This is a genomic window from Bradyrhizobium sp. B025 (assembly GCF_042257955.1).
Taxonomy (GTDB): domain Bacteria; phylum Pseudomonadota; class Alphaproteobacteria; order Rhizobiales; family Xanthobacteraceae; genus Bradyrhizobium; species Bradyrhizobium diazoefficiens.
Genome location: NZ_CP170150.1, coordinates 8287078 through 8306676, shown reverse-complemented (window position 1 = coordinate 8306676; position 19599 = coordinate 8287078). Strand labels below are relative to the sequence as shown.

Annotated in this window: 16 protein-coding genes and 1 pseudogene; 7 read left to right on the top strand and 10 right to left on the bottom strand. The window is 64.9% G+C overall.

Annotated elements, in window-relative coordinates:
* Window positions 1–54 precede the first annotated feature (54 nt).
* The 3 genes from ACE10W_RS39350 to ACE10W_RS39340 form a co-directional block, all read right to left on the bottom strand.
* Complete coding sequence (locus ACE10W_RS39350) at window positions 55–270, bottom strand: hypothetical protein (protein WP_038966627.1); 216 nt, start codon at window positions 268–270, stop codon at window positions 55–57.
* A 129-nt stretch (window positions 271–399) separates the two neighbouring features.
* Complete coding sequence (locus tag ACE10W_RS39345; RefSeq protein WP_304549236.1) at window positions 400–1251, bottom strand: cysteine rich repeat-containing protein; 852 nt, start codon at window positions 1249–1251, stop codon at window positions 400–402.
* Between the two features lie 260 nt (window positions 1252–1511).
* Window positions 1512–2513: an NADP-dependent oxidoreductase gene (locus tag ACE10W_RS39340; protein ID WP_304549234.1), complete on the bottom strand. Its 1002-nt coding sequence runs from the start codon at window positions 2511–2513 to the stop codon at window positions 1512–1514.
* A 210-nt stretch (window positions 2514–2723) separates the two neighbouring features.
* Here ACE10W_RS39340 and ACE10W_RS39335 point away from each other — a divergent pair, with 210 nt between their 5' ends.
* Window positions 2724–4022 (top strand): dicarboxylate/amino acid:cation symporter, encoded by a 1299-nt coding sequence (locus ACE10W_RS39335; protein WP_304549232.1) that lies wholly within the window; start codon window positions 2724–2726, stop codon window positions 4020–4022.
* A gap of 9 nt (window positions 4023–4031) precedes the next feature.
* Window positions 4032–4958 (top strand): amino acid ABC transporter substrate-binding protein, encoded by a 927-nt coding sequence (locus ACE10W_RS39330; RefSeq protein WP_304549231.1) that lies wholly within the window; start codon window positions 4032–4034, stop codon window positions 4956–4958.
* A gap of 201 nt (window positions 4959–5159) precedes the next feature.
* Here ACE10W_RS39330 and ACE10W_RS39325 read toward each other — a convergent pair whose 3' ends face one another.
* The gene (locus tag ACE10W_RS39325; protein WP_304549229.1) at window positions 5160–6086 is read right to left on the bottom strand and encodes a RimK family alpha-L-glutamate ligase; all 927 of its coding nucleotides are present in this window, start codon (window positions 6084–6086) and stop codon (window positions 5160–5162) included.
* A 223-nt stretch (window positions 6087–6309) separates the two neighbouring features.
* The gene (locus ACE10W_RS39320) at window positions 6310–6462 is read right to left on the bottom strand and encodes a hypothetical protein (protein WP_156149860.1); all 153 of its coding nucleotides are present in this window, start codon (window positions 6460–6462) and stop codon (window positions 6310–6312) included.
* Between ACE10W_RS39320 and ACE10W_RS39315 the strand changes: the two genes are divergently transcribed.
* The 3 genes from ACE10W_RS39315 to ACE10W_RS39305 all read left to right on the top strand — a co-directional run bounded on the left by ACE10W_RS39315 (window position 6461) and on the right by ACE10W_RS39305 (window position 9603).
* A complete protein-coding gene (locus ACE10W_RS39315; RefSeq protein WP_028175111.1) occupies window positions 6461–7234 on the top strand; it encodes a ferredoxin--NADP reductase in 774 nt (257 codons plus the stop codon). The two genes, ACE10W_RS39320 and ACE10W_RS39315, sit on opposite strands and share 2 nt — an antisense overlap.
* 401 nt (window positions 7235–7635) lie before the next feature.
* Complete coding sequence (locus ACE10W_RS39310) at window positions 7636–9261, top strand: FMN-binding glutamate synthase family protein (protein WP_375762486.1); 1626 nt, start codon at window positions 7636–7638, stop codon at window positions 9259–9261.
* Between the two features lie 102 nt (window positions 9262–9363).
* On the top strand, window positions 9364–9603 hold the full coding sequence (locus ACE10W_RS39305) for a PilZ domain-containing protein (RefSeq protein WP_011082930.1): 240 nt from the start codon (window positions 9364–9366) through the stop codon (window positions 9601–9603).
* Window positions 9604–9851: 248 nt separating this feature from the next.
* On the opposite strand, the gene ACE10W_RS39300 is transcribed toward ACE10W_RS39305, so the two are convergent.
* On the bottom strand, window positions 9852–11150 hold the full coding sequence (locus ACE10W_RS39300) for a hemolysin family protein (RefSeq protein ID WP_028175109.1): 1299 nt from the start codon (window positions 11148–11150) through the stop codon (window positions 9852–9854).
* A gap of 243 nt (window positions 11151–11393) precedes the next feature.
* On the opposite strand from ACE10W_RS39300, the gene ACE10W_RS39295 reads away from it, so the two are divergent.
* Window positions 11394–13469, top strand: a complete 2076-nt coding sequence (locus ACE10W_RS39295) for a methyl-accepting chemotaxis protein (RefSeq protein WP_304549225.1) — start codon at window positions 11394–11396, stop codon at window positions 13467–13469.
* A gap of 204 nt (window positions 13470–13673) precedes the next feature.
* On the opposite strand, the gene ACE10W_RS39290 is transcribed toward ACE10W_RS39295, so the two are convergent.
* The 4 genes and pseudogenes from ACE10W_RS39290 to ACE10W_RS39275 form a co-directional block, all read right to left on the bottom strand.
* Entirely contained in the window at window positions 13674–15605 is a 1932-nt protein-coding gene (locus tag ACE10W_RS39290) for a carbohydrate porin (RefSeq protein WP_304553930.1), read from the bottom strand.
* Between the two features lie 554 nt (window positions 15606–16159).
* A pseudogene (locus ACE10W_RS39285) lies at window positions 16160–16993 on the bottom strand (DUF1194 domain-containing protein); the annotation flags it as partial.
* Between the two features lie 210 nt (window positions 16994–17203).
* Window positions 17204–17467 (bottom strand): hypothetical protein, encoded by a 264-nt coding sequence (locus ACE10W_RS39280; protein ID WP_028175107.1) that lies wholly within the window; start codon window positions 17465–17467, stop codon window positions 17204–17206.
* 139 nt (window positions 17468–17606) lie between these two features.
* Window positions 17607–18413 carry a creatininase family protein gene (locus tag ACE10W_RS39275; RefSeq protein WP_011082924.1) on the bottom strand — a complete coding sequence of 269 codons (807 nt, stop codon included), beginning with the start codon at window positions 18411–18413 and terminating at the stop codon, window positions 17607–17609.
* A 153-nt stretch (window positions 18414–18566) separates the two neighbouring features.
* On the opposite strand from ACE10W_RS39275, the gene ACE10W_RS39270 reads away from it, so the two are divergent.
* The gene (locus ACE10W_RS39270; protein ID WP_011082923.1) at window positions 18567–19589 is read left to right on the top strand and encodes an ABC transporter substrate-binding protein; all 1023 of its coding nucleotides are present in this window, start codon (window positions 18567–18569) and stop codon (window positions 19587–19589) included.
* Window positions 19590–19599: the final 10 nt, after the last annotated feature.

Here is a 19599-nt window from a genome sequence, read left to right as displayed (position 1 = left end):
GAAACCGTCAGGAGCGAACCATAGCCAAAGCGCGCCCTCTTGGCCACCCGGCGATCAGACGCAACGCTTCACGTAGACCCCGTCCACCAGCACCCTGGTACAGCGGACCACCGGAACCGGCTTGCGGACCACGACGGCCGCGTTCGGCCCGGCGCAGCCGGCGCGATAGACGCCGCGGGCGCACACCACCGCGTTGGCGTCGGTGGCCTCGAACGTCATGGTCGCCCCGAAGGCGAGGAGTGCAGAAGCAACCAGCAGCAATGAACGCATGTTGTCCTCCCGGTCTTGTCGTGATCGAAATCGATATCCGCAAAGGTTGATCGCGGCAGGCGTGCGAGAATTCATTCGCGCATGCCGCCGATCGGTGTCGTGCACTCCGGCGCGTCGCCGTGCGCTGCCTTATCGCGCCGCGAACGGCGCCAGCACGTCCTTGCACGCGGGCGACAGCGACGCGGCATTGCTGGCGATGCATTGCACGATGCGGCCGCCGCCGGGCGCGACGCCGGCGCACAGCGTGCGGATGTCGGCGCCGCAGGCCGATCGGACGATGAACAGCTCTTCGCGCGGCCGCAGCGGGCGCAGAACGATCACGGCTGGCGCGGCCGCCGGTGCTGCCGCCGCCGCAGGGGCTGCGCCCGCAGGCGCTGCCGTTGCTGCCGCGCCGCCGCCGGCCGCGGCGCCCAGGGCCTTCTCGCAGGCGGGCGAAACCTTTGCCTTGTTCTTCTCAAGGCATTCGAGCGCGGGCGCACCGCCCGGCGGCACGCTAGCGCAGACCTTGGGATAGTCGGCGCGGCACGCGCTCTTGACCGCAGCAACCTGGGCGCTGCTCGGTTGCTTGGCGGCAGCTGCCTTCGGCGCTGGTGCGGCGGCGGGCTTTTCGGCGGGCGCCGATTCAGCCTTCGGCGCCGCAGGCGCCGTTTCCGTCCTGGACTCGGTCTTGGGCGCAGCTTCGGTCTTTGGTGCGGCCGGCGCGGCTTCGGTCTTCGGAGCCGCAGCGGGCTCGACCGCGCGAACCGCGGTCTGGCATCCAGGTGACAGGCTCGACATGTTCTTCGCCAGACATTGATACGCCTCCACGCCGCCGGGCGTGACGCTCGAGCAGTGCGCCATGAAGTCCGAGCGGCATGCGGACCGGATCGCGCTCTTCTGCGCGTCGGTCGGCGCTTGCGCGAACGCGCCTGTTGCAGTTGCGAAGAGCACGGCCGCGAGCAACGCCGTGCGCGTTGATGCATGTTTCAACGTGTTGAACATCTGAGTGAATTCCCGCCCTGTCGGTAGCGCCGACGATTTTCAAATGTGATTCAAGCGCAATCGTCGCGAGTGATGCCTCGCGCGCGGTATCTTTGGATGCTTTGGCCTCTACCGCAAGTGGATAATGCCGGCGCAATTGCGACGTAACTAGAGCATGATCCGGACCCGAAGGGCCGCGTCAGCGCAAAGTGTGCAGTGGTTTTCCCTCGCGACAGACGCGGAACGCGTTTGCGCGGAGATCATGCTCAAGCAATACGTCGTCAGAGCTTGACCATGCGCTTGCCGCGGTTCTCGCCCGCGAGCAATCCGATCAGCGCTTTCGGCGTGTTCTCCAATCCGTCGATGATGTCCTCCTGCACCTTCAGCTTGCCGGATTTGACCCAGCCCTGGAGCTCGGCGAGCGCGCGCTGGCTGTCCTTCATGTAGTCCATCACGATGAAGCCCTGCATGACGAGCCGCTTCACCACGATCAGGCCGGGTACGCCGCGCGGACCGTGCGCGGCAGGCGCACCGTCATATTGCGAGATCGCGCCGCAGCAGGCGATGCGGCCGTAATTGTTCATCTGCGGCAGGCAGGCTTCCAGAATGTCGCCGCCGACATTGTCGAAATAGACGTCGATGCCCTTTGGCGCGGACGCGCGCACGGCCTTGAACACCGCGCCGTCCTTGTAGTCGACGGCGGCATCGAAGCCGAGCTCGGAGGTCAGCCAGTTGCACTTGTCGGCGCCGCCGGCGATGCCGATGACGCGACATCCCTTGATCTTGGCGATCTGCCCGACGATCGAGCCGACCGAGCCGGCCGCCGCGGAGACCACGACGGTCTCGCCCTCTTTGGGCTTGCCGACCTCCAGCAGGCCGAAATAGGCGGTGAGGCCGGCGATGCCGAACACGCTGAGCAGATGCGTCATCGGTTCCAGCTTCGGCATCTTGGTGAGATGCTTTGCCGGCACTGCGGCAAACTCCTGCCAGCCGGTGTCGCCGAACACGATGTCGCCGGCAGCCAACCCCGGCGCCTTCGAGCTGACGACCTCGGCGATGCCGCCGCCGGCCATCACGCTGTTCGCTTCGACGGCTGAACGATAGGTCGCGCCATGCATCCAGGCGCGGTTGGCGGCGTCGAGCGAGATGTAACGCACGCGCAGCAAAGCCTCGCCGTCCTTCGGCTCCGGCATCGCGCCATCGACCATCTTGAAATGTTCAGGGCCGAGCTTGCCGCTGGGTTTTTCGACCAGAAGAATCTGGCGATTGATGCTGCCGCTCATGGCGTTTCCCTCTCCGTTTGTTTGACGATTATTGATGCAGCTGCCGCAAAGAAAACGTGCAGGCGCATTCGTTGTGCGCTGCATGAAGGCTAGATCGCGGGGGGCCGTTTCACAACGGGAACATCCGGCCAACGCGGCCACCCGCCAAGCGAGTTGCGCAGCCGTCATATCTGCGACATCATGAAGCGCCGGTGTACGTGGGGGTAAGCAATGTCGAACAGGTTTACGCAATACATCTTGGGCGCGATGGTGCTGGGCATCATCATGGGCTCGGCGATCTACAACTTCCTGCCCGATACGCGCGCCGACTGGGCCTCGTCCATCAACCTGATCGCCATGATGTTCCTGCGCCTGATCAAGATGATCATCGCGCCGCTGGTGTTTGCGACCCTGGTCGGCGGCATCGCCCATATGGGCTCGGGCGCCAAGCTCGGCCGCATCTTCGCCAAGACCATGGGGTGGTTCATCAGCGCCTCCTTCGTCTCGCTGATGCTCGGCCTGATCATGGTCAATCTGCTTCAGCCCGGCGCCAACTTCCCCGGCACGCTGCCTGCGGCAGGCCAATCGACCGGCCTGCCGGTCTCGGCCTTCTCGATCGAGAAATTCCTGACCCATCTGATCCCGACCTCGATCGCGGACGCGATGGCGCAGAACGAGATCCTCCAGATCGTGATCTTCGCCGTGTTCTTCTCGGTGGCGATGGGCGCGATGCCGGAGCGCTCCAAGCCGATCCTGGCGCTGATCGACGATATCGGCCACATCATGCTCAAGGTGACGAGCTATGTGATGCTGTTCGCGCCGCTCGCGGTGTGGGCCGCCATCACGGCGACGGTGGCCAAGAACGGCCTGCTGGTGCTCTGGAAGCTCGTCGTGTTCATGGGCGGCTTCTATCTCTCGCTGGCGCTCCTGTGGACGATCCTGGTGATCGTGGGCTTCATGGTGATCGGGCCGCGCTACAGCCACCTGCTGAAGCTGATCCGCGAGCCGCTGATGATCGCGTTCTCGACCGCGAGCTCGGAAGCGGCCTATCCGAAGACGCTGGAGGGCCTCAACCGCTTCGGCGCCTCGTCGCGGATCTCGAGCTTCGTGCTGCCGCTCGGTTATTCCTTCAACCTCGACGGCACGATGATGTACTGCACCTTCGCGAGCATCTTCATCGCGCAGAGCTACCACATCGACATGCCGCTCGGCACGCAGCTCGCGATGCTGGCGACGCTGATGATCACCTCGAAGGGCGTCGCCGGCGTGCCGCGCGCCTCCCTCGTCGTGATCGCCTCGACGCTGGCGCAGTTCAACATCCCCGAGGCCGGCCTGCTCATGATCATGGGCATCGACACCTTCCTCGACATGGGCCGCAGCGCGACCAACGTGATCGGCAACACGCTCGCGACCTCGGTCGTCGCGAAGTGGGAAGGCGAGCTTGGGCCCGAGCATGCGATGGGACCGGGCGACGCCGTTCCTGATGACATGGTGCCGGGCGAAGTGCCCGCCATGGCCGGCCATGGTTAGGAGCACACCATGGGCCAGACACTGACAAGGTCAGTGATCGGCGGCTGCCTCTGGCTCGCGGCATCGTTGCTCGCGACCACAGCACTCGCCCAGACCGGGAGCGAAGGGCTCAGCCCGACGCTGTCGGCCATCAAGAAGGCGCATGTCGTGCGGCTCGGCTATCGCGAGAGCTCGCCGCCGTTCTCCTTCCTCGACCAGTCGGGCCGCCCGATCGGCTACAGCCTCGAACTCTGCGAGGCCATCGTCGAGGAGATCGGCGTCGAGGTCGACGATCCCAATCTCAAGATCGACTACGTCAAGGTCACCTCGGACGACCGCATCGAAGCGGTGCTCCAGAACAAGATCGACCTGGAGTGCGGCTCGACCACGGCCAATGCCGAGCGCGCCAAGCGCGTCGCGTTCTCCCCCTTGATGTTCGTCGCCGGTACCAAGCTGATGGTGCCGAAGGCGTCCAGCGTCCAGTCGCTGACCGACCTGAAGGGCAAGACCATCGTGGTGACGAAGGGCACCACCAATGAGCAGGCGATCCAGGCGGCCGACAAGAAATCCTCGCTGGGGCTGACCATCGCCGTCGGCGCCGATCACGAGCAATCGTTCCAGATGCTCGCGGACGGCAAGGCGGATGCGTTCGCGACCGACGACATCCTGCTCTCCGGCCTGATCGCGCGCCACAAGGCGCAGGACAAGTACCGCGTCACCGGCGACTATCTGTCCTACGACCCCTACGGCATCATGTTCAGGAAAGGCGAGCCGCAATTGTCGGCCGTGGTCGAGCGCACCTTCCGCAAGCTCGGCTCCAACCGCGACCTCGTCCCGCTCTACAACAAATGGTTCACCGCCAGGCTTCCGACCGGCGAACGGCTCAACGTGCCGATCTCGCTGCAACTCGAGGAAGCCTTCAAGGCGATGGATGATTCGGCGAGCGCGAATAATTAGTGATCGCGCCGTGCCGCAGGCTCGCTGCCTTCCCTTCTCCCCTTGTGGGAGAAGGTGGCGCGAAGCGCCGGATGAGGGGTTGTCTCCGCAAATTCAGACGCAAGAGTTTCACGCGCGGAGAGAGACCCCTCACCCGTCTCACCGCTACGCGATGAGCCACCCTCTCCCACAAGGGGAGAGGGCGCAGCGAGCTCGCGGCTGCTATCTCTTCCCAAACACCCGGTCCAGCGCCGCGTCGTACGTCTCCTGCACCAGCTCCGGATGGAGCTTCGCCAGCGCCTCCATCATCACGCCGGAATTGATCTCGAGCACGCGCCAGGCGCCATCCACGCGCACCACGTCGATCGAGGCGAAGGCGATGCCGATGGCGTTGGCGGCGTCGACGGCGAGCTTCACGCATGCCGCGCGCACCTCGCCATTCTCCATCAGCACCGGCCGCGCGCCGGCGTCGAGATTGTGCCGCCAGTTCAGGATGCGCCGCTTGCCGTTCGGGACGACCGCATTCACCTCGCGCGCTTCGAGCTCGCGGAGCTGCCTGTCGTGTCCCGCCGCGATCGCGAGCTCGCGCAACGTATGCTCTCCGTCGCCGACGACCGACGGCCGGTCCTTGCGGTAGACGATCATCGGCTTGCGATCGAGCAGGATCACGCGGACCTCCTCCTCGATCTCGACATAAGGCGCGATCACGAGGCCGAGGCCCGACGAAAAAACCTCGCTGACGGCGCGATCGAGCTCGGCAGCGCTCTTCACCTTGAACACCGCGCGTCCAGACGTGCCCTCGTTCGGCTTCACCACCACACCTTGCGGGTGCTGCGCAAGCAGCGCCAGCATCGCTTCACGCCAACCAGGGCCGGCGACATGCGCGCCCATGCTCGGGTTGAGGAAGAGATGATGAGGAATGCAGGGCACGGCTTCAAGCGACAGCGCCTCGGCGGTCGCCGATTTGTCGTTGGCGAGGCGATGCGCGATGGCGCTGTTGAGGCCGATGTCGTAGCCGAAGGCGAAGTGGCGCGCCTCGCCCCGGCGCATCGCGATCAGCCAGCCACCGGCGCGGATGTCGACGGCAATGCCATGTCGGGCGCAATAGCGCCTGATCGCCTGGACGAAGATGCGTTCGCTGCTGGCCATGGGTCTCAGTCATTCCTGTCGCCAAAAGCCGCAAAAATGCGGGCATCGGCGCCAAGCCGGGGTGAAGATCAGAGCTATTCTTAATGAAATTCTCGCGAGCGCGACGGAAATTAAGTGCTGCCATCGAGCCCGAAAGGGAAAAGAAATTGCCCTCTGTGCGTGCCACGCAGCAGATTCATTAATGATGCGGCCAATTCCACCGCAAATGCCGGTTTGATCGGCATCAATTGCATCCGAAACGAGGTTGATTATTGGTCTCAATGGCGTAGATCACACACGCGAAATCCTCCGCCATGGCAATGGTGTCCGCCCCGCTTTCAGGGCCGGGCAACGCTTTTGCCCTAAAACCGCAATTATTCGGAATATCGAAAATCATGAGCGCGTTTTACCGAGAGAAGGTTCTTTCCGTCCAGCACTGGACCGACACGCTGTTCAGCTTCCGCGCCACGCGCGATACCGGCTTCCGCTTCCAGAACGGCCAGTTCGCGATGATCGGCCTCGAGGTCGACGGCCGTCCGCTGCTGCGCGCCTACAGCATGGCGAGCGCCAACCACGAGGAAGAGCTCGAGTTCTTCTCGATCAAGGTTCAGGACGGTCCGCTCACCTCGCGCCTCCAGAAGATCAAGGAGGGCGACACCATCCTGGTCGGCCGCAAGGCGACCGGCACGCTGATCACCGACAACCTCATCCCGGGTAAGCGGCTGATGCTGCTCTCGACCGGCACGGGCCTCGCGCCGTTCGCGAGCCTGATCAAGGACCCCGATGTCTACGAGCAGTTCGAGACCATCGTGCTGGTGCATGGCTGCCGCCAGGTCTCCGAGCTCGCTTACGGCGAGAAGCTCGTCGCCAATCTGCGCGAGGACGAGCTGTTCGGCGAGCTGCTCGCGGACAAGCTGGTCTATTATCCGACCGTGACCCGCGAGCCGTTCCGCAATCGGGGCCGCATCACCGACCTCATCAGCTCCGAGCAGATCTTCAACGACATCGGACAGGGCCCGCTCGACATCGCAACCGACCGCATCATGATGTGCGGCAGCCCGGCGATGCTGGAAGAGCTGAAGGTGATGTTCGAAGGCCGCGACTTCATCGAGGGAAGCGGCAACAAGCCCGGCCATTTCGTGATCGAGAAGGCGTTCGTCGAGCGGTAAGCACCGCTCGTTTATCCTCTCGGTGTCGTCCTGGCGAAAGCCAGGACCCATACCCACCGAGTCAAGTTTGGCGAAGGCTGGTCGTTGTCAGTCTTCGCGCAACCCCGTTTAGGGGTAATGGGTCCTGGCTTTCGCCAGGACGACGGCGGTGGGTAAAGCACCTTGCCCGGCCGCCCCACTATTCCCATCCCCACTCCCTCTGCTGCACTGCAAAAGCCTAACCTCTCGGCGGATTGATCTGCGGCGGCGGAATTCGCTAGCCTGAAACAAGGGCCGCGTCATATCCGTATGACAGGCGCGGGCGTATCGTACCGCCTCAAGCTGGCGAGAGGATGGGAATCGTGGCCGACGAAAATAGCAAAGCGCCAAAATCGAAGCGTGGGCCGTTGGAAGAGGGGGCCATGGAAACCCTGCTGATGCCATTCTCGCCGCGCTTCATAGTGCTGACGATCTGCGCGGTCGTCACCGCGCTCCTGATCGGCTTCGGCATCGCCGACCGCAAGATCTTCGACATCCTGCTGATCCCGATCCTGATCTTCGGCGCCCTGACGCTGCTCGGCGTCCGCGACCTGCTCCAGAAGAGCCATGCGGTGCTGCGCAACTACCCGATCTCGGCGCATATCCGCTTCCTGCTCGAAGAGATACGCCCCGAGATGCGGCAGTATTTCTTCGAGAGCGAGAAGGACGGCATGCCGTTCTCGCGCGACACCCGCGCGGTGGTCTATCAGCGCGCCAAGATGCAGCTCGACAAGCGTCCGTTCGGCACCCAGGAGGACGTCTACCGCGAGGGCTATGAGTGGATGCATCACTCGGTGTCGCCGAAGGCGCATGCCGAGGAGAAGTTTCGCGTCGTCGTCGGCGGACCGGACTGCAAGAAGCCCTACTCGGCCTCGGTGTTCAACATCTCGGCGATGAGCTTTGGCGCGCTCAGCCCGAACGCGGTGCGTGCGCTCAATGCCGGCGCGAAGAAGGGCGGCTTTGCCCATGACACCGGCGAGGGCGGCTTCAGCCCCTATCACGCAGAGATGGGCGGCGACATCATCTGGGAGATTGGCTCCGGCTATTTCGGCTGCCGCCATCTCGACGGCTCGTTCGATCCCGAAGCGTTCGCGCGCGTCGCCGGCCAGGACCAGATCAAGATGGTCGAGCTCAAGATCAGCCAGGGTGCCAAGCCCGGCCATGGCGGCGTGCTGCCAGCGGCGAAGGTCTCGGAGGAGATTTCCAAGATCCGCGGTGTGTCCATGGGCGAGGACTGCATCTCGCCGGCCTCGCACCGCGCCTTCTCGACGCCCGTTGGCATGATGCAGTTCATCGCTGAGATGCGCCGCCTCTCCGGTGGCAAGCCGGCCGGCTTCAAGCTGTGCATCGGTCATCCCTGGGAATTCCTGGCGATCTGCAAGGCGATGCTGGAGACCGGCATCTATCCCGATTTCATCGTCGTCGACGGCAACGAGGGCGGCACCGGCGCGGCGCCGCTGGAGTTCATGGACCATCTCGGCATGCCGATGCGCGAGGACGTCAATTTCGTGCACAACGCGCTGATCGGCATCAATGCGCGCGACCGCATCAAGCTCGGCGCCTCCGGCAAGATCGCCACCGCGTTCGACATGGCGCGGGCGATGGCGATCGGCGCCGACTGGTGCAATTCGGCGCGCGGCTTCATGTTCTCGCTCGGCTGCATCCAGTCGCTGAGCTGCCACACCGACCGCTGCCCGACCGGTGTCGCGACGCAGGACCCGACGCGGGCGCGCGCGCTCTACGTGCCGCTCAAGATCGACCGCGTGCACAATTACCACCATGCCACGCTGCATTCGCTGACCGAGCTGATCGCCGCGGCCGGCCTCGAACATCCCCAGCAGCTGCGCCCGATCCACTTCAGCCAACGCAGGTCGACGACCCAGGTGCAATCTTTCGCGCAGCTCTATCCGGCGCTGCGTCCGGGAGAATTGCTCGAAGGCACGGAGGACCCGCGCTTCCGCGACGCCTGGCGGATGGCGCGGGCGGAGACGTTCCAGCCGGCGCTGTGAGGCGCCGGGCCACGGCATGATGCGGCCCGCGCGAGACCATGAAATTGTCGCGAGCAGAGCGGGGGCTTAACGTCTGATTCAACTTTGGGTATAGTTCATCCCATGGACGAGCGACGCAACAAAGCCAGGCATCGCGTGCTGAAGGCCGGAACGATCGAGTTCGGCGGCGGCGCGATCGACTGCACCGTCCGCAATTTCTCGGACACCGGCGCAGCCCTCGACGTTACCAGCCCGGTCGGCATTCCCGAACACTTCACCCTGCTCATCCAGGCCGACGGAAAGCATCTGGCGTGCACCGTGGTCTGGCGCAAGGAAAAGCGGATCGGTGTGAGGTTCGGGTAGGCGCCTGCATCTGGCATGAGCGCGAGCCACAATCTCAGCTGTCGTCCCGGACAAGCGTCAGCGCAGATCCGGGACCCATACCGCGTGATCGATCGATTGCGGTTGGTGGTAGTACCGAACACCCAGTCTTCGCCAAACGGCTTCCTGGGAGTATGGGTCCCGGATCGGCGCGCGCTTGAGGCGCGCTTGTCCGGGACGACGAGTGGAGATTGGCGCGACAGCATGCGTCACTTCACGCAAGCGCGCACTCACGCCGCCGCCTGCTCACCCCGACGGCTCGCCAGAATCTTGTCGATCCTTCTTCCGTCGAGATCGACCACCTCGATGTGCCAGCCGCCGAGGTCGAAGGCGTCGCCGACATTGGGCAGCACGTTGAAGTGTTGCAGCACGAGGCCCGCCACGGTGTAGAAGCGGTGGTGCGGCGGCAGCTCGATGCCGAGCAGCTCGCAGAATTCGTCGACCGGCATCCAGCCGGCGACCAGCAGCGAATCGTCTGCGCGCTTGACATAGGCCGGCTCCGGCGGGCCTTCCTCGGAATGGAACGCGCCGACGATCGATTCCAGAATGTCGGCCGCGGTGACCACGCCTTCGAAGGCGCCGTACTCGTCATAGACGAAACCGACATGGACCGGAGCGGCCCTCAGGATCGCGAGCACGTCGCGGGCATCCGCCGAGGCGGGAATGCTTGGCGCTTCGCGAACAAGCGCCCGCAGATCGGGCGTGCGTTCGCTCATGAACGCGACCAGCAGGTCCTTGGCCTGGAGCACGCCGATCGGCTTGTCGCGTTCGCCGTCCGAGGCCGGAAAGCGCGAATGCGGGCTCTTGGCGATGATCTGCTGAATGGCTTCCGGTGCGTCGTTCAGGTCGATCTCGTCGACCTCCGTGCGCGGCGTCATGACGGCGCCGACCGGCCGGTCGCCGAGCCGCATCACGCCGGCGATCATCTCCTTCTCGCCGGGCTCGAGCACGCCGGCATTTTCGGCTTCGCTGACGAGATGATGGATCTCGTCTTCCGAGACCTTCTCCTCGGCCTTGCCGCCGCGGCCGAGCAGCGTGAGGATCAGCTTGCCGGAGAGATCGAGCAGGAAGACGAGCGGCAGCGAGATCCGCGCCAGAACATGCATCGCGGGCGCGACCTTGACCGCGATGCTCTCGGGGTCGCGCAGCGCCACCTGCTTCGGCACCAGCTCGCCGACGATCAGTGTGGCGTAGGTGATGAGCGTGACGACGATGCCGACGCCGACGATGTCGGCGATGCCGGCGGACAGGCCGAGCTCGACCAGCCATTGCGCCAGCCGTTGCCCGAGCGTCGCGCCGGAGAACGCACCCGAGAGCACGCCGACCAGCGTGATGCCGATCTGCACCGTCGAGAGGAATTTGCCGGGATCGGCCGCCAGCGTCAGCGCGCGGTCGGCGCCGCGCACGCCCTTGGCGGCGAGCAGCGAGAGGCGGGCCGGACGGGACGAGACCACGGCCAGCTCGGACATGGAGAGCAGGCCGTTGATGACGATCAGGACGACGACGATGACGAGTTCGACCGAGAGCATTGATGTTCCGGAGGTATGCGAGTGCGGCCGGATGGCGACGCAAGCATTGATATAGGCGTTTTGCGAGGAAAATCCCGGCAATTCTGTCGCATCTGGCACCACGGGGAACCCGGCGATGACAGCGTTCCGGCGACCCGCGCGGCCCAAGGCACTCCGCTGAACTACGGGCCGTTGCTTAACGGGCCCTTAGTGGCCGCCAGCTAGGTTTTCGACATTTGTAGCAATGTATTCGGGGACCCAAGGATGCGGATCGGGAAGCTCTTCGCGCTGTCGATGCTGACGGTGACGGTTTTTGCAGTCATCCTCGGCGCCGAGGTGCTGATACCCCAGGCGCGCATCTTCACGAACCGCTCCGATGCGATCAAGACGGTTGACGCTTTTGGTGCGACCCTGATGGTCAGCCAGCAGGTCGCCGGTCTCCGTGCCCCCTACATTGGACCGATCTTCCAGGAAGCCGCTGCGACGCAGGCCCAGATCGACGCTGCCGCGAAGGCCGCGAAAGCCGCCGAGACCGCCTTCGAGAACGCAAGGCGGGCCATCATGGTGCTGGATGACAGCGGAGCGATTGCCGAGCATCTCGACCGTGCCGCGCGGCGGCTGAAGGAGATCAACGCTGCGGCAGATCGCGCGATGAGTGTTCCGCTGGCGGCGCGCGACAGCGCCGCGATCAAGGGTTTCCTGCCCGGTGTTGCCGAGGTGCTCGGCAATATCGAGCCGGTCATGAACCGGCTCGAGGCGAAGGTCGTCAATGCCGATTCCTCGCTTGCGGCGCTGCTGAGCCTGGCACGGACGGCGCAGGATCTGCGCGTCTCGGCCGGCAGCCGCGCCGCCACGCTGTCGCCGGCGCTGAGCGTACGCCGGCCGCTCACCGCGGCCGAGTTCTCGCTGATGGATCGCATGCAGGGGCGTGTCGAGGCCGACCGCGAGCGAATCGAAGCCGGCATCGACCAGCTCGGAAGCCCGCCCCGCATCGCCATCGCGCTGAAGGCGGCGACGGACTCCTATTTCGGCAAAGCCGCGCTCGTCGTGGATAAGGAAATGCCGGCGGCGCGTAGCGACGGCAAGTACGGCGTCAACGCCGAAGAGTTGGCCGGTGTCATCGTGCCGGCCATCCAGATGTTCTACGGCGTGCGCGACGCCGCGCTGGCCGAAGCGGCCGAGCGCGCCGCGGCCGCGCGCGATGGCGCGCTGGCGATGCTCGCGCTTGCGGGCGTGGCGGTGCTGGCGCTGCTCGGGACGCTCGGTGGCGTGACCATGATGCTGCGCAGCCGCGTGGTAACGCCGCTTAGCCGGCTCGCGGACGTGATCGGCACGCTCGCCGCCGGACAGCATGAGGTCGAGATCCCCGCGACGGGCCGCAACGACGAGATCGGCCAGGTGGCGGGCTCGCTGCGGCACTTCAAGGATTCGCTCGCGGCCAAGAAGGCGGCCGACGAGGCGGCCGCGGTCGAAGCCGAGGCGAAGCTCCGTCGCAGCCAGCGGATGGACCAGATCGCGCGCGACTTCGAAGCGATGATCGGCGACGTCATCAACACCGTGGCGTCGGCATCCTCGGAGCTGGAGGCCTCGGCGGGAACGCTGACGAGCACGGCCGATCAATCGGAAAAGGTCACTGCGACCGTCGCGGCCGCGTCCGAGCAGGCTTCCACCAACGTGCAGACCGTTGCGGCGGCGGCGGAGGAAATGGCCTCGTCGGTCGACGAGATCAGCCGGCAGGTCCAGGACTCCGCGCGCGTCGCCGGCGAAGCGGTGCAGCAGGCCGGGCGGACCAACGATCACGTCGGCGAGCTGGCCAAGGCCGCCGGCCGGATCGGGGACGTCGTCGAGCTCATCAGCCAGATCGCGGGCCAGACCAATCTCCTGGCGCTGAACGCCACCATCGAGGCAGCCCGCGCCGGCGAGGCCGGCCGCGGCTTTGCCGTCGTCGCCTCCGAGGTCAAGGCGCTGGCCGAGCAGACCGCCAAGGCCACCGGCGAGATCAGCCAGCAGATTGCGGGAATCCAGACGGCGACGGAGGATTCCGTCGGCGCCATCAAGTCGATCGGCGACACCATCACCCGCATGTCCGAGATCGCGTCCGCGATCGCCTCGGCGGTCGAGGAGCAGGGCGCGGCGACGCGGGAGATTTCCCGCAACGTGCAACAGGCGGCCCGCGGCACCCAGCAGGTCTCCGCCAGCATCGTCGACGTGCAGCGCGGCGCGAGCCAGACCGGATCGGCATCCTCGAATGTGCTCGCGGCAGCCAGATCGCTGTCGGGCGAGAGCACGCGTCTCAAGACCGAGGTCGGAAAGTTCCTGGACGCGATCCGGGCCGCGTAGAAAATCGAACTCCTCTCCCCGCTGGGGTCGCAATCGTATTTGCAGAGCGACGTCCCTTTGGCCCATCCTTCGAGACGCCCGCTCTGGCGGCTCCTCAGGATGAGGACGGAGTGCGCGGCCGCAGTTTCGACGGGCACCAATGCTGCTTAGCCTCATCCTGAGGAGCCCGCGAAGCGGGCGTCTCGAAGGACGAGGCGCGCGCGCTCAGAACTCGCCGTGGAGCCGGCCGGAGAACACCGACACCGGGCCACGATCCGCGTTGTAGGCGGGATTGACGATGAGCTGATAGTCGGCGGTGAAGGTCAGCGCCTTGTTCAGCGCGTAGGCGTAATAGGTCTCCAGCACGCGTTCGCGGCGGTAGTTGAGCTGGCCGTCGCCGATCAGCGGACCGAGACCGCCGGCGGCGATGAAGTCGCGATGGTCCTGCGAGAGGCCGTTGATGGCGCCGGCGATGGCGACGACGTCGTCGGGCCGGCCCCATTTCGTTCCCTTCACCGAGACGCCGCCGGACAGGCTGCGGTCGATGTCGGTGAAGGCCATGATCTCGTTGCGGCCGTCGTTCCAGCTCCAGCGGCCGAACACGCCGATATCGTCGGTGATGGCCTGTTCGACGTTGAACGCGTAGCCGTATTTGAGGCGGCCGCGGCGGGTCTGGCTGATGTCGACGCCGAACGCGGGATTGTCCAGTGTCTCGCGGTAGCTGCCGGAGAAGGCGCTGTTGACGAAGCCGAGCGTGCGCAGCTTGCCGGGCAGGCCGAACAGCGAGTAGCGCGTCTCGAGCTCCATGACATATTCGCCGCGACGGCCGACGTTCATGTCGAAATTGTTCGAGTTGGAGACGGCATCGATCAGGAAGTAGCCGGCGCGCAGCGCCCATTGCTTCTGGTTCAATTCGGCGGTCGCGCCGTAGCCGAGGCCGAGCTTGTCGGCGGCGTAGTCGAAAGCGCCGGACGCCCAGATCGACCAGTTCATGAAGTCCTTGCGCGGATCGTGCGCATAGGAATTGCCGTCGAACACGTCGACCACGGAAAACTTGCCGACCTGCAAGGTGAGGCGCGAGACGTCAACTTTGCTCGCGAGCTGAAGCTGCCCGCTGGCAAGCTCCTCCTGCTCGCCGCCGAAGCCGAAGGTCTGGCGCACGAACAGGCGAGAGGCGTTGAAGTGCGGATAGGGGAAGCCGGACTTCTGCGCTTCGCCGTTGGGAAAGCCCGCAGCGCCCGTCGTGTTGTTGAAGCCGAAGCCCTGGAGCAGCTCGGGATTGAAATAGACCTCGCCGCCGTCCCACAGCCGCGCATTCAGATAGAGCGAATTGCTCCAGGTCTGCTGGAAATCCGGCGACGGGAGCAGGCTGTTGGTTCCGGTATAGGGCGCGTGGAACGCGGGGTAGCCCTGCCCCAGCACGGTCGACTGGCCGTGAATCTCCCAGCGGCTGGACTCGGTGTCGGTGACGTCGGACTTCGGGTTGTAGGTCGGCACGCCCGGCCAGTCGATCTTGCGATTGAGGCCGATGCGCAGGCTCTGGAAATCCATCGACGACGAATATTGCGCGCCGGACGGGAAGGTGACGTTGGCGTTGTCGAACTTGCTGTAGAGATATTCGAGCCGCGCGCTCCAGTGCGGCGCGAAGGCATATTCGACGCCGCCGCCGGCGGTCCAGCCGAACCGCGTGTGCAACACCTTCTCCTCAGTGCCGCCGGTCGGCGTCGACAGGAAACGCTCGCCGGTGAAGGCCGCGCCGCCGGTCGCGTAGAACAGCCAGTTGCCGCTGGCGTAGCCGAGCCGTGCGCGCAGGCTCGCGACATAGTCCCAGCGCTCCTCCGCGCTCGACAGCACGGTCGCCGCCGACGACACGACGTGGTTGGACGGCAGATAGTTCGGAAACGAGATGTCGCCCTCGACGCCGAGCAGGAGCCCCGAATTGAGGCGCCAGTTGTAGCCCGCCTGCACGCCGCCGGTCGCGCCGGTAAACACATGGTCGTCGGTCGCGAGCGTCGGATCGATCAGTGTCGCCGACGACGTGCCGCGGGTGACGCCGACATGCGCGCCGATGTAGAGGCCGGTCCAGTCATAGACGGTCTTCAGCGCCGGTGCCTTCAGCGGCAGATCGGCCGCGCGGCTCGCGGCGGGCAAAACCATCACGCCCGAGGCGATTGCCGCGGCCGTCCGCAAATACCTGTAACGGTGACCTCTCAACGTCAAAACGCACGCCCCCAATACGCGAATGTATTCTATCCGCCGCAGCCGACATCCCTGCCGATTCGCGACGGTCCTGTCACCAGGTTCCGGTTGTTCGCACGATCGGCCGAGATGATCTCGATCCGACGCGATTTCTTCCCAAGTCCCCGTGTCTGCTGCAAACCTTATTGCGATTAATTCGCAATAGCAACTGAAGCGGATTGCCGCAAGTGATGGTTCGCACCGCTGTGTGACGTGACTGCAACATCGCTCAGGGAGACAGGATCTCGACTGCTCGAGCGGAGTCGACCTCTGCGGAAGGACCTATCCAGGACGGATGGGAGAGTGGTGGCATCGCGAAGGCTCGACGGCCGGTCGCTGGCCAGCGGGAGCACCTAGCAGCCGCGGCAGATGCCCTTGATCTTCTTGTCGAGCAGCGCGTCCTCCTTGCTCGACGAACTGTTCGCCGCCGGTTTGCTCATCGCCGGACTATTGGTCGCCGGAGCGATCGTATCCCACCGCTGCTGCCAGAGTTTTTCACCAATCGTGCAGAGAACCCGCGGCTTCTTGTCCACTGAGGGGGGCGGCGATTGATCCGGCGTACGGCCCGCGACCTCGAGCGCCAGCTTGGTCCGGATCGCCTCCTTGAAGTTTTCGCGATCGGTGATGGGCACGACGAAGGAACCTGGACCGCCGATCACGCAATCCTCATAGTACCAATCGATATGGTCGATATGGCTGATGTCCACCTGACCAGGAGGCGTTGCATTGATCATGACCGGCAGGCCGGTGATGACGATGCCCTGCTGCACTGCTGTGTCGCGCGCGGTGGCGACAGGATCGCCGTTGTTGTTGGGGCCATCGCCCGCAACGTCGATGATGCGGCGCGCGCCCCGGTACGGGTTCTGCTCGAACAGCGGCATGGCGAACTTGATCGCACCCGAAATCGACGTGCGCGAACCGCGGCGGATCGGTGCCTTCATGATTTCAGCTGCGACGGCCTCGGCCGCTTCCGGTCCGTCGATCTGCCGCCAGGGGACGATGACGTCCTGATCCCTTGTCGATGACCATTCGAAGTAGGTCAGCGCGATCTTGCCGACAGGGCCGGTCCGCAAGGCCCGCAGAAACTCCTCCGAGACGATGGCCTTGGCATAGCCTTCGCGTTGAGCCGCCAGGTCATCTGGCTGCACCGAGTAGGAAATGTCGACCGCGATCACGAGCTCGAGGTCCACGGCGGGGCGGCTGTCGCCCTGGGGCGCTGTTTGCGGCTGTAAGGCCGGCTCGGGAAATGCCTGTGTCGATGTCAGGATCGCAATCAGGATCGATCCAATTGAGACCCGCCAATTCACCCTCGCCCTCCAGCCGCCTATCCGTATCCTGACACGCGAGACGTGCAATCGGAAGGATCGTCTGAGCCAAGCGGTAGCCGGGCTTTTCTGGCCGCAAATGGTTGACCCCGCCCGGGGGGACAGCCGGGCGGGGTCGGGGCACGACACGGGGTGGATGAGGCGCCCGTGTCGGACGCAGGATCCACGTGAGATCGGCCTCAGGTACTCAAATCAGTAGCAGCTGCGAACGCGGCCAACGTACTGGCCGAAGGCGTTGTACTGGGCGACCCAGCCGCAGCGGTGATAGCCGTAGTAATAGGGGTCGTTGCTGGCGGCGATCGCGGAGCCGACCACAGCGGCGGTGGCGATGCCGGCACCCACACCCCAGACCCAGCCGGGCTGCTTGGCTTCGGCCGAGGAGGTGGTGGACACGATGCTGCCGGTGACGGCGAGGGCAGCGAGAGCTGCGGCGGCAATCTTGGTCTTGATCGACATGTGAAACTCCATCCGGGTTGAGGCGGTCCGTTGTGGCCCGCGTGCCCAGTTGGACGGAGGCTCTGCGCGTCCGGTTCGAAGACGGCGGATGCGACCCCCGGGTGAGGTCCTTTCCTCAATGATTCCAGGAGGATGTTGGCTAGCCGAGAGGGCCCTTGGCGAGCCTGTTCACGTCGAAGTTATCGACTTCAGTGAGCAGCTCGCAGAAGGCGCGCGCACCCTGATCCAACAATTGCGCGCCCTTCTCGGGAACGGCCAGCGTCGCATTGCCGATGGCGCCGCTGGCGTTCAGATCCTGCGCCTGCCAGGCGAATGGCGCGGGCCGCTGCGTCGACAGCCAGCGATACTGCGTCTCCATCGCGACGCTGCTCGCGGGAAAATCCGCGATCGCATCTTTGCGCACCTGGTCGGGATAGCGCGCCAGCATGATCGAGGTCTCGATCGCGCCGCCATGAATGCCGTGGCGCACCTCCTCGGCCGGGAACAGCTTGTCGGCGCCCGACAGGCGCGACCACGACGTCGTCACCACGAACAGCTTGTGATGCGCGCGCAGATCCTGCGCGACCAGCATCATGGCCGCGCTGTTGCCACCATGGCTGGTGATAATGACGAGCTTCTTCACCCCACGCCGCGCGACCTCCTCGCCGATCGCGGTCCACCTTTTCAGCGCCACGTCGGTCGGCAGCGTCTGCGTGCCCGGATAGTCGATATGCTCGGTGGAAATTCCGACCGGTTCAACGGGAAGGAAACTGGCCGGAATGGTCGCGGGCAAAAGCTCGCGCACGCGCGCCAGATAGGCGTCCGCGATCAGCACGTCGGTTGCAAGCGGCAGGTGCGGGCCGTGCTGCTCGGTCGCCGCCAGCGGCAGCACCGCGATCCAGCGCGACACCTCCGCAGGGACGGCGTCGGCCCAGCGGATCTCGGTCCAGTCGCGGGACGGCATCATCAAGGTTTCTTTGCCCGAATTTGTCACGTAATTTGGCGTATGAGGGGACGCGGGCCTGGCCGGCTCGCGTCCCCGAACTTCATGCGGTTTTATCGCGTTGCTTTCACATGGGCCAGAAGCGATTGGGCCAGAAGCGATCGACGGAGTGCCATTATGACCCTCTCTCATCTGCGGCGAGCGTTAACGGCGGGCTTGATGGCCGCTCTTGTCTCGGTCGTCCCGGCGCGCGCGGAGACCCTGGACAAAGTCACCTTCGGCACCAACTGGGTCGCCGAGGCCGAGCATGGCGGCTTCTTCCAGGCGGTCGCCGACGGTACCTATAAGAAGTACGGGCTCGACGTCACCATCGTCCCCGGCGGTCCCAACGAGAACAACCGGATGCTGCTGATCGCCGGCAAGATCGATTTCTTCATGGCCGCGAACACGCTGATGTCGTTCGATGCGGTCGCCAACAACGTTCCCGTCGTGACCATCGCCGCGGTGTTCCAGAAGGATCCGCAGGTGATGCTGACGCAGCCGGACGCCAAGGTCGCCAAGATCGAGGACCTCAAGCCGCTGACTCTGTTCGTCTCCAAGGAGGGCATGAGCAGCTACTTCCAGTGGCTCAAGTCCGAATACGGCTTCAACGAGAAGAACGTCCGGCCCTACAATTTCAATCCGCAGCCCTTCATCGCCAATCCCAAGAGCGCGATGCAGGGCTACGTCACCTCCGAGCCCTTCGCGGTCGAGAAGGCCGCCGGCTTCAAGCCGAACGTGCTGCTGCTCGCCGATTACGGCTTCAATACCTATTCGACCCTGATCGAGACCCGCCGCGACATCGCCGAGAAGAAGCCCGATCTGGTGCAGCGCTTCGTCGATGCCTCCATGATCGGCTGGTACAACTATATCTACGGCGACAATTCCGCCGGCAATGCCATGATCAAGAAGCTCAATCCTGAGATGACCGACGATCTGCTCGCCTATTCCGTCGCCAGGATGAAGGAATACGGCATCGTCGATTCCGGCGAGTCGTTGAAGAACGGCATCGGCGCCATGAGCGACGAGCGCTACACCTCCTTCTTCAACAAGATGGTGAAGGCGGGCGTGGTGAAGCCGGATCTCGACTTCCGCAAGTCCTATACGCTGCGCTTCGTCAACAAGGGCGTCGGCGTCGAGCTGCGCCCGAGCAAGCCGTAACGCAAGGTCC

Bases quoted from the DNA above. Each gene is read 5' to 3' on its own strand.
- ACE10W_RS39350 (WP_038966627.1), bottom strand. From the start codon at position 270: ATGCGTTCATTGCTGCTGGTTGCTTCTGCACTCCTCGCCTTCGGGGCG.
- ACE10W_RS39345 (WP_304549236.1), bottom strand. From the start codon at position 1,251: ATGTTCAACACGTTGAAACATGCATCAACGCGCACGGCGTTGCTCGCG.
- ACE10W_RS39340 (WP_304549234.1), bottom strand. From the start codon at position 2,513: ATGAGCGGCAGCATCAATCGCCAGATTCTTCTGGTCGAAAAACCCAGC.
- ACE10W_RS39335 (WP_304549232.1), top strand. From the start codon at position 2,724: ATGTCGAACAGGTTTACGCAATACATCTTGGGCGCGATGGTGCTGGGC.
- ACE10W_RS39330 (WP_304549231.1), top strand. From the start codon at position 4,032: ATGGGCCAGACACTGACAAGGTCAGTGATCGGCGGCTGCCTCTGGCTC.
- ACE10W_RS39325 (WP_304549229.1), bottom strand. From the start codon at position 6,086: ATGGCCAGCAGCGAACGCATCTTCGTCCAGGCGATCAGGCGCTATTGC.
- ACE10W_RS39315 (WP_028175111.1), top strand. From the start codon at position 6,461: ATGAGCGCGTTTTACCGAGAGAAGGTTCTTTCCGTCCAGCACTGGACC.
- ACE10W_RS39320 (WP_156149860.1), bottom strand. From the start codon at position 6,462: ATGATTTTCGATATTCCGAATAATTGCGGTTTTAGGGCAAAAGCGTTG.
- ACE10W_RS39310 (WP_375762486.1), top strand. From the start codon at position 7,636: ATGGAAACCCTGCTGATGCCATTCTCGCCGCGCTTCATAGTGCTGACG.
- ACE10W_RS39305 (WP_011082930.1), top strand. From the start codon at position 9,364: ATGGACGAGCGACGCAACAAAGCCAGGCATCGCGTGCTGAAGGCCGGA.
- ACE10W_RS39300 (WP_028175109.1), bottom strand. From the start codon at position 11,150: ATGCTCTCGGTCGAACTCGTCATCGTCGTCGTCCTGATCGTCATCAAC.
- ACE10W_RS39295 (WP_304549225.1), top strand. From the start codon at position 11,394: ATGCGGATCGGGAAGCTCTTCGCGCTGTCGATGCTGACGGTGACGGTT.
- ACE10W_RS39290 (WP_304553930.1), bottom strand. From the start codon at position 15,605: ATGGTTTTGCCCGCCGCGAGCCGCGCGGCCGATCTGCCGCTGAAGGCA.
- ACE10W_RS39280 (WP_028175107.1), bottom strand. From the start codon at position 17,467: ATGTCGATCAAGACCAAGATTGCCGCCGCAGCTCTCGCTGCCCTCGCC.
- ACE10W_RS39275 (WP_011082924.1), bottom strand. From the start codon at position 18,413: ATGATGCCGTCCCGCGACTGGACCGAGATCCGCTGGGCCGACGCCGTC.
- ACE10W_RS39270 (WP_011082923.1), top strand. From the start codon at position 18,567: ATGACCCTCTCTCATCTGCGGCGAGCGTTAACGGCGGGCTTGATGGCC.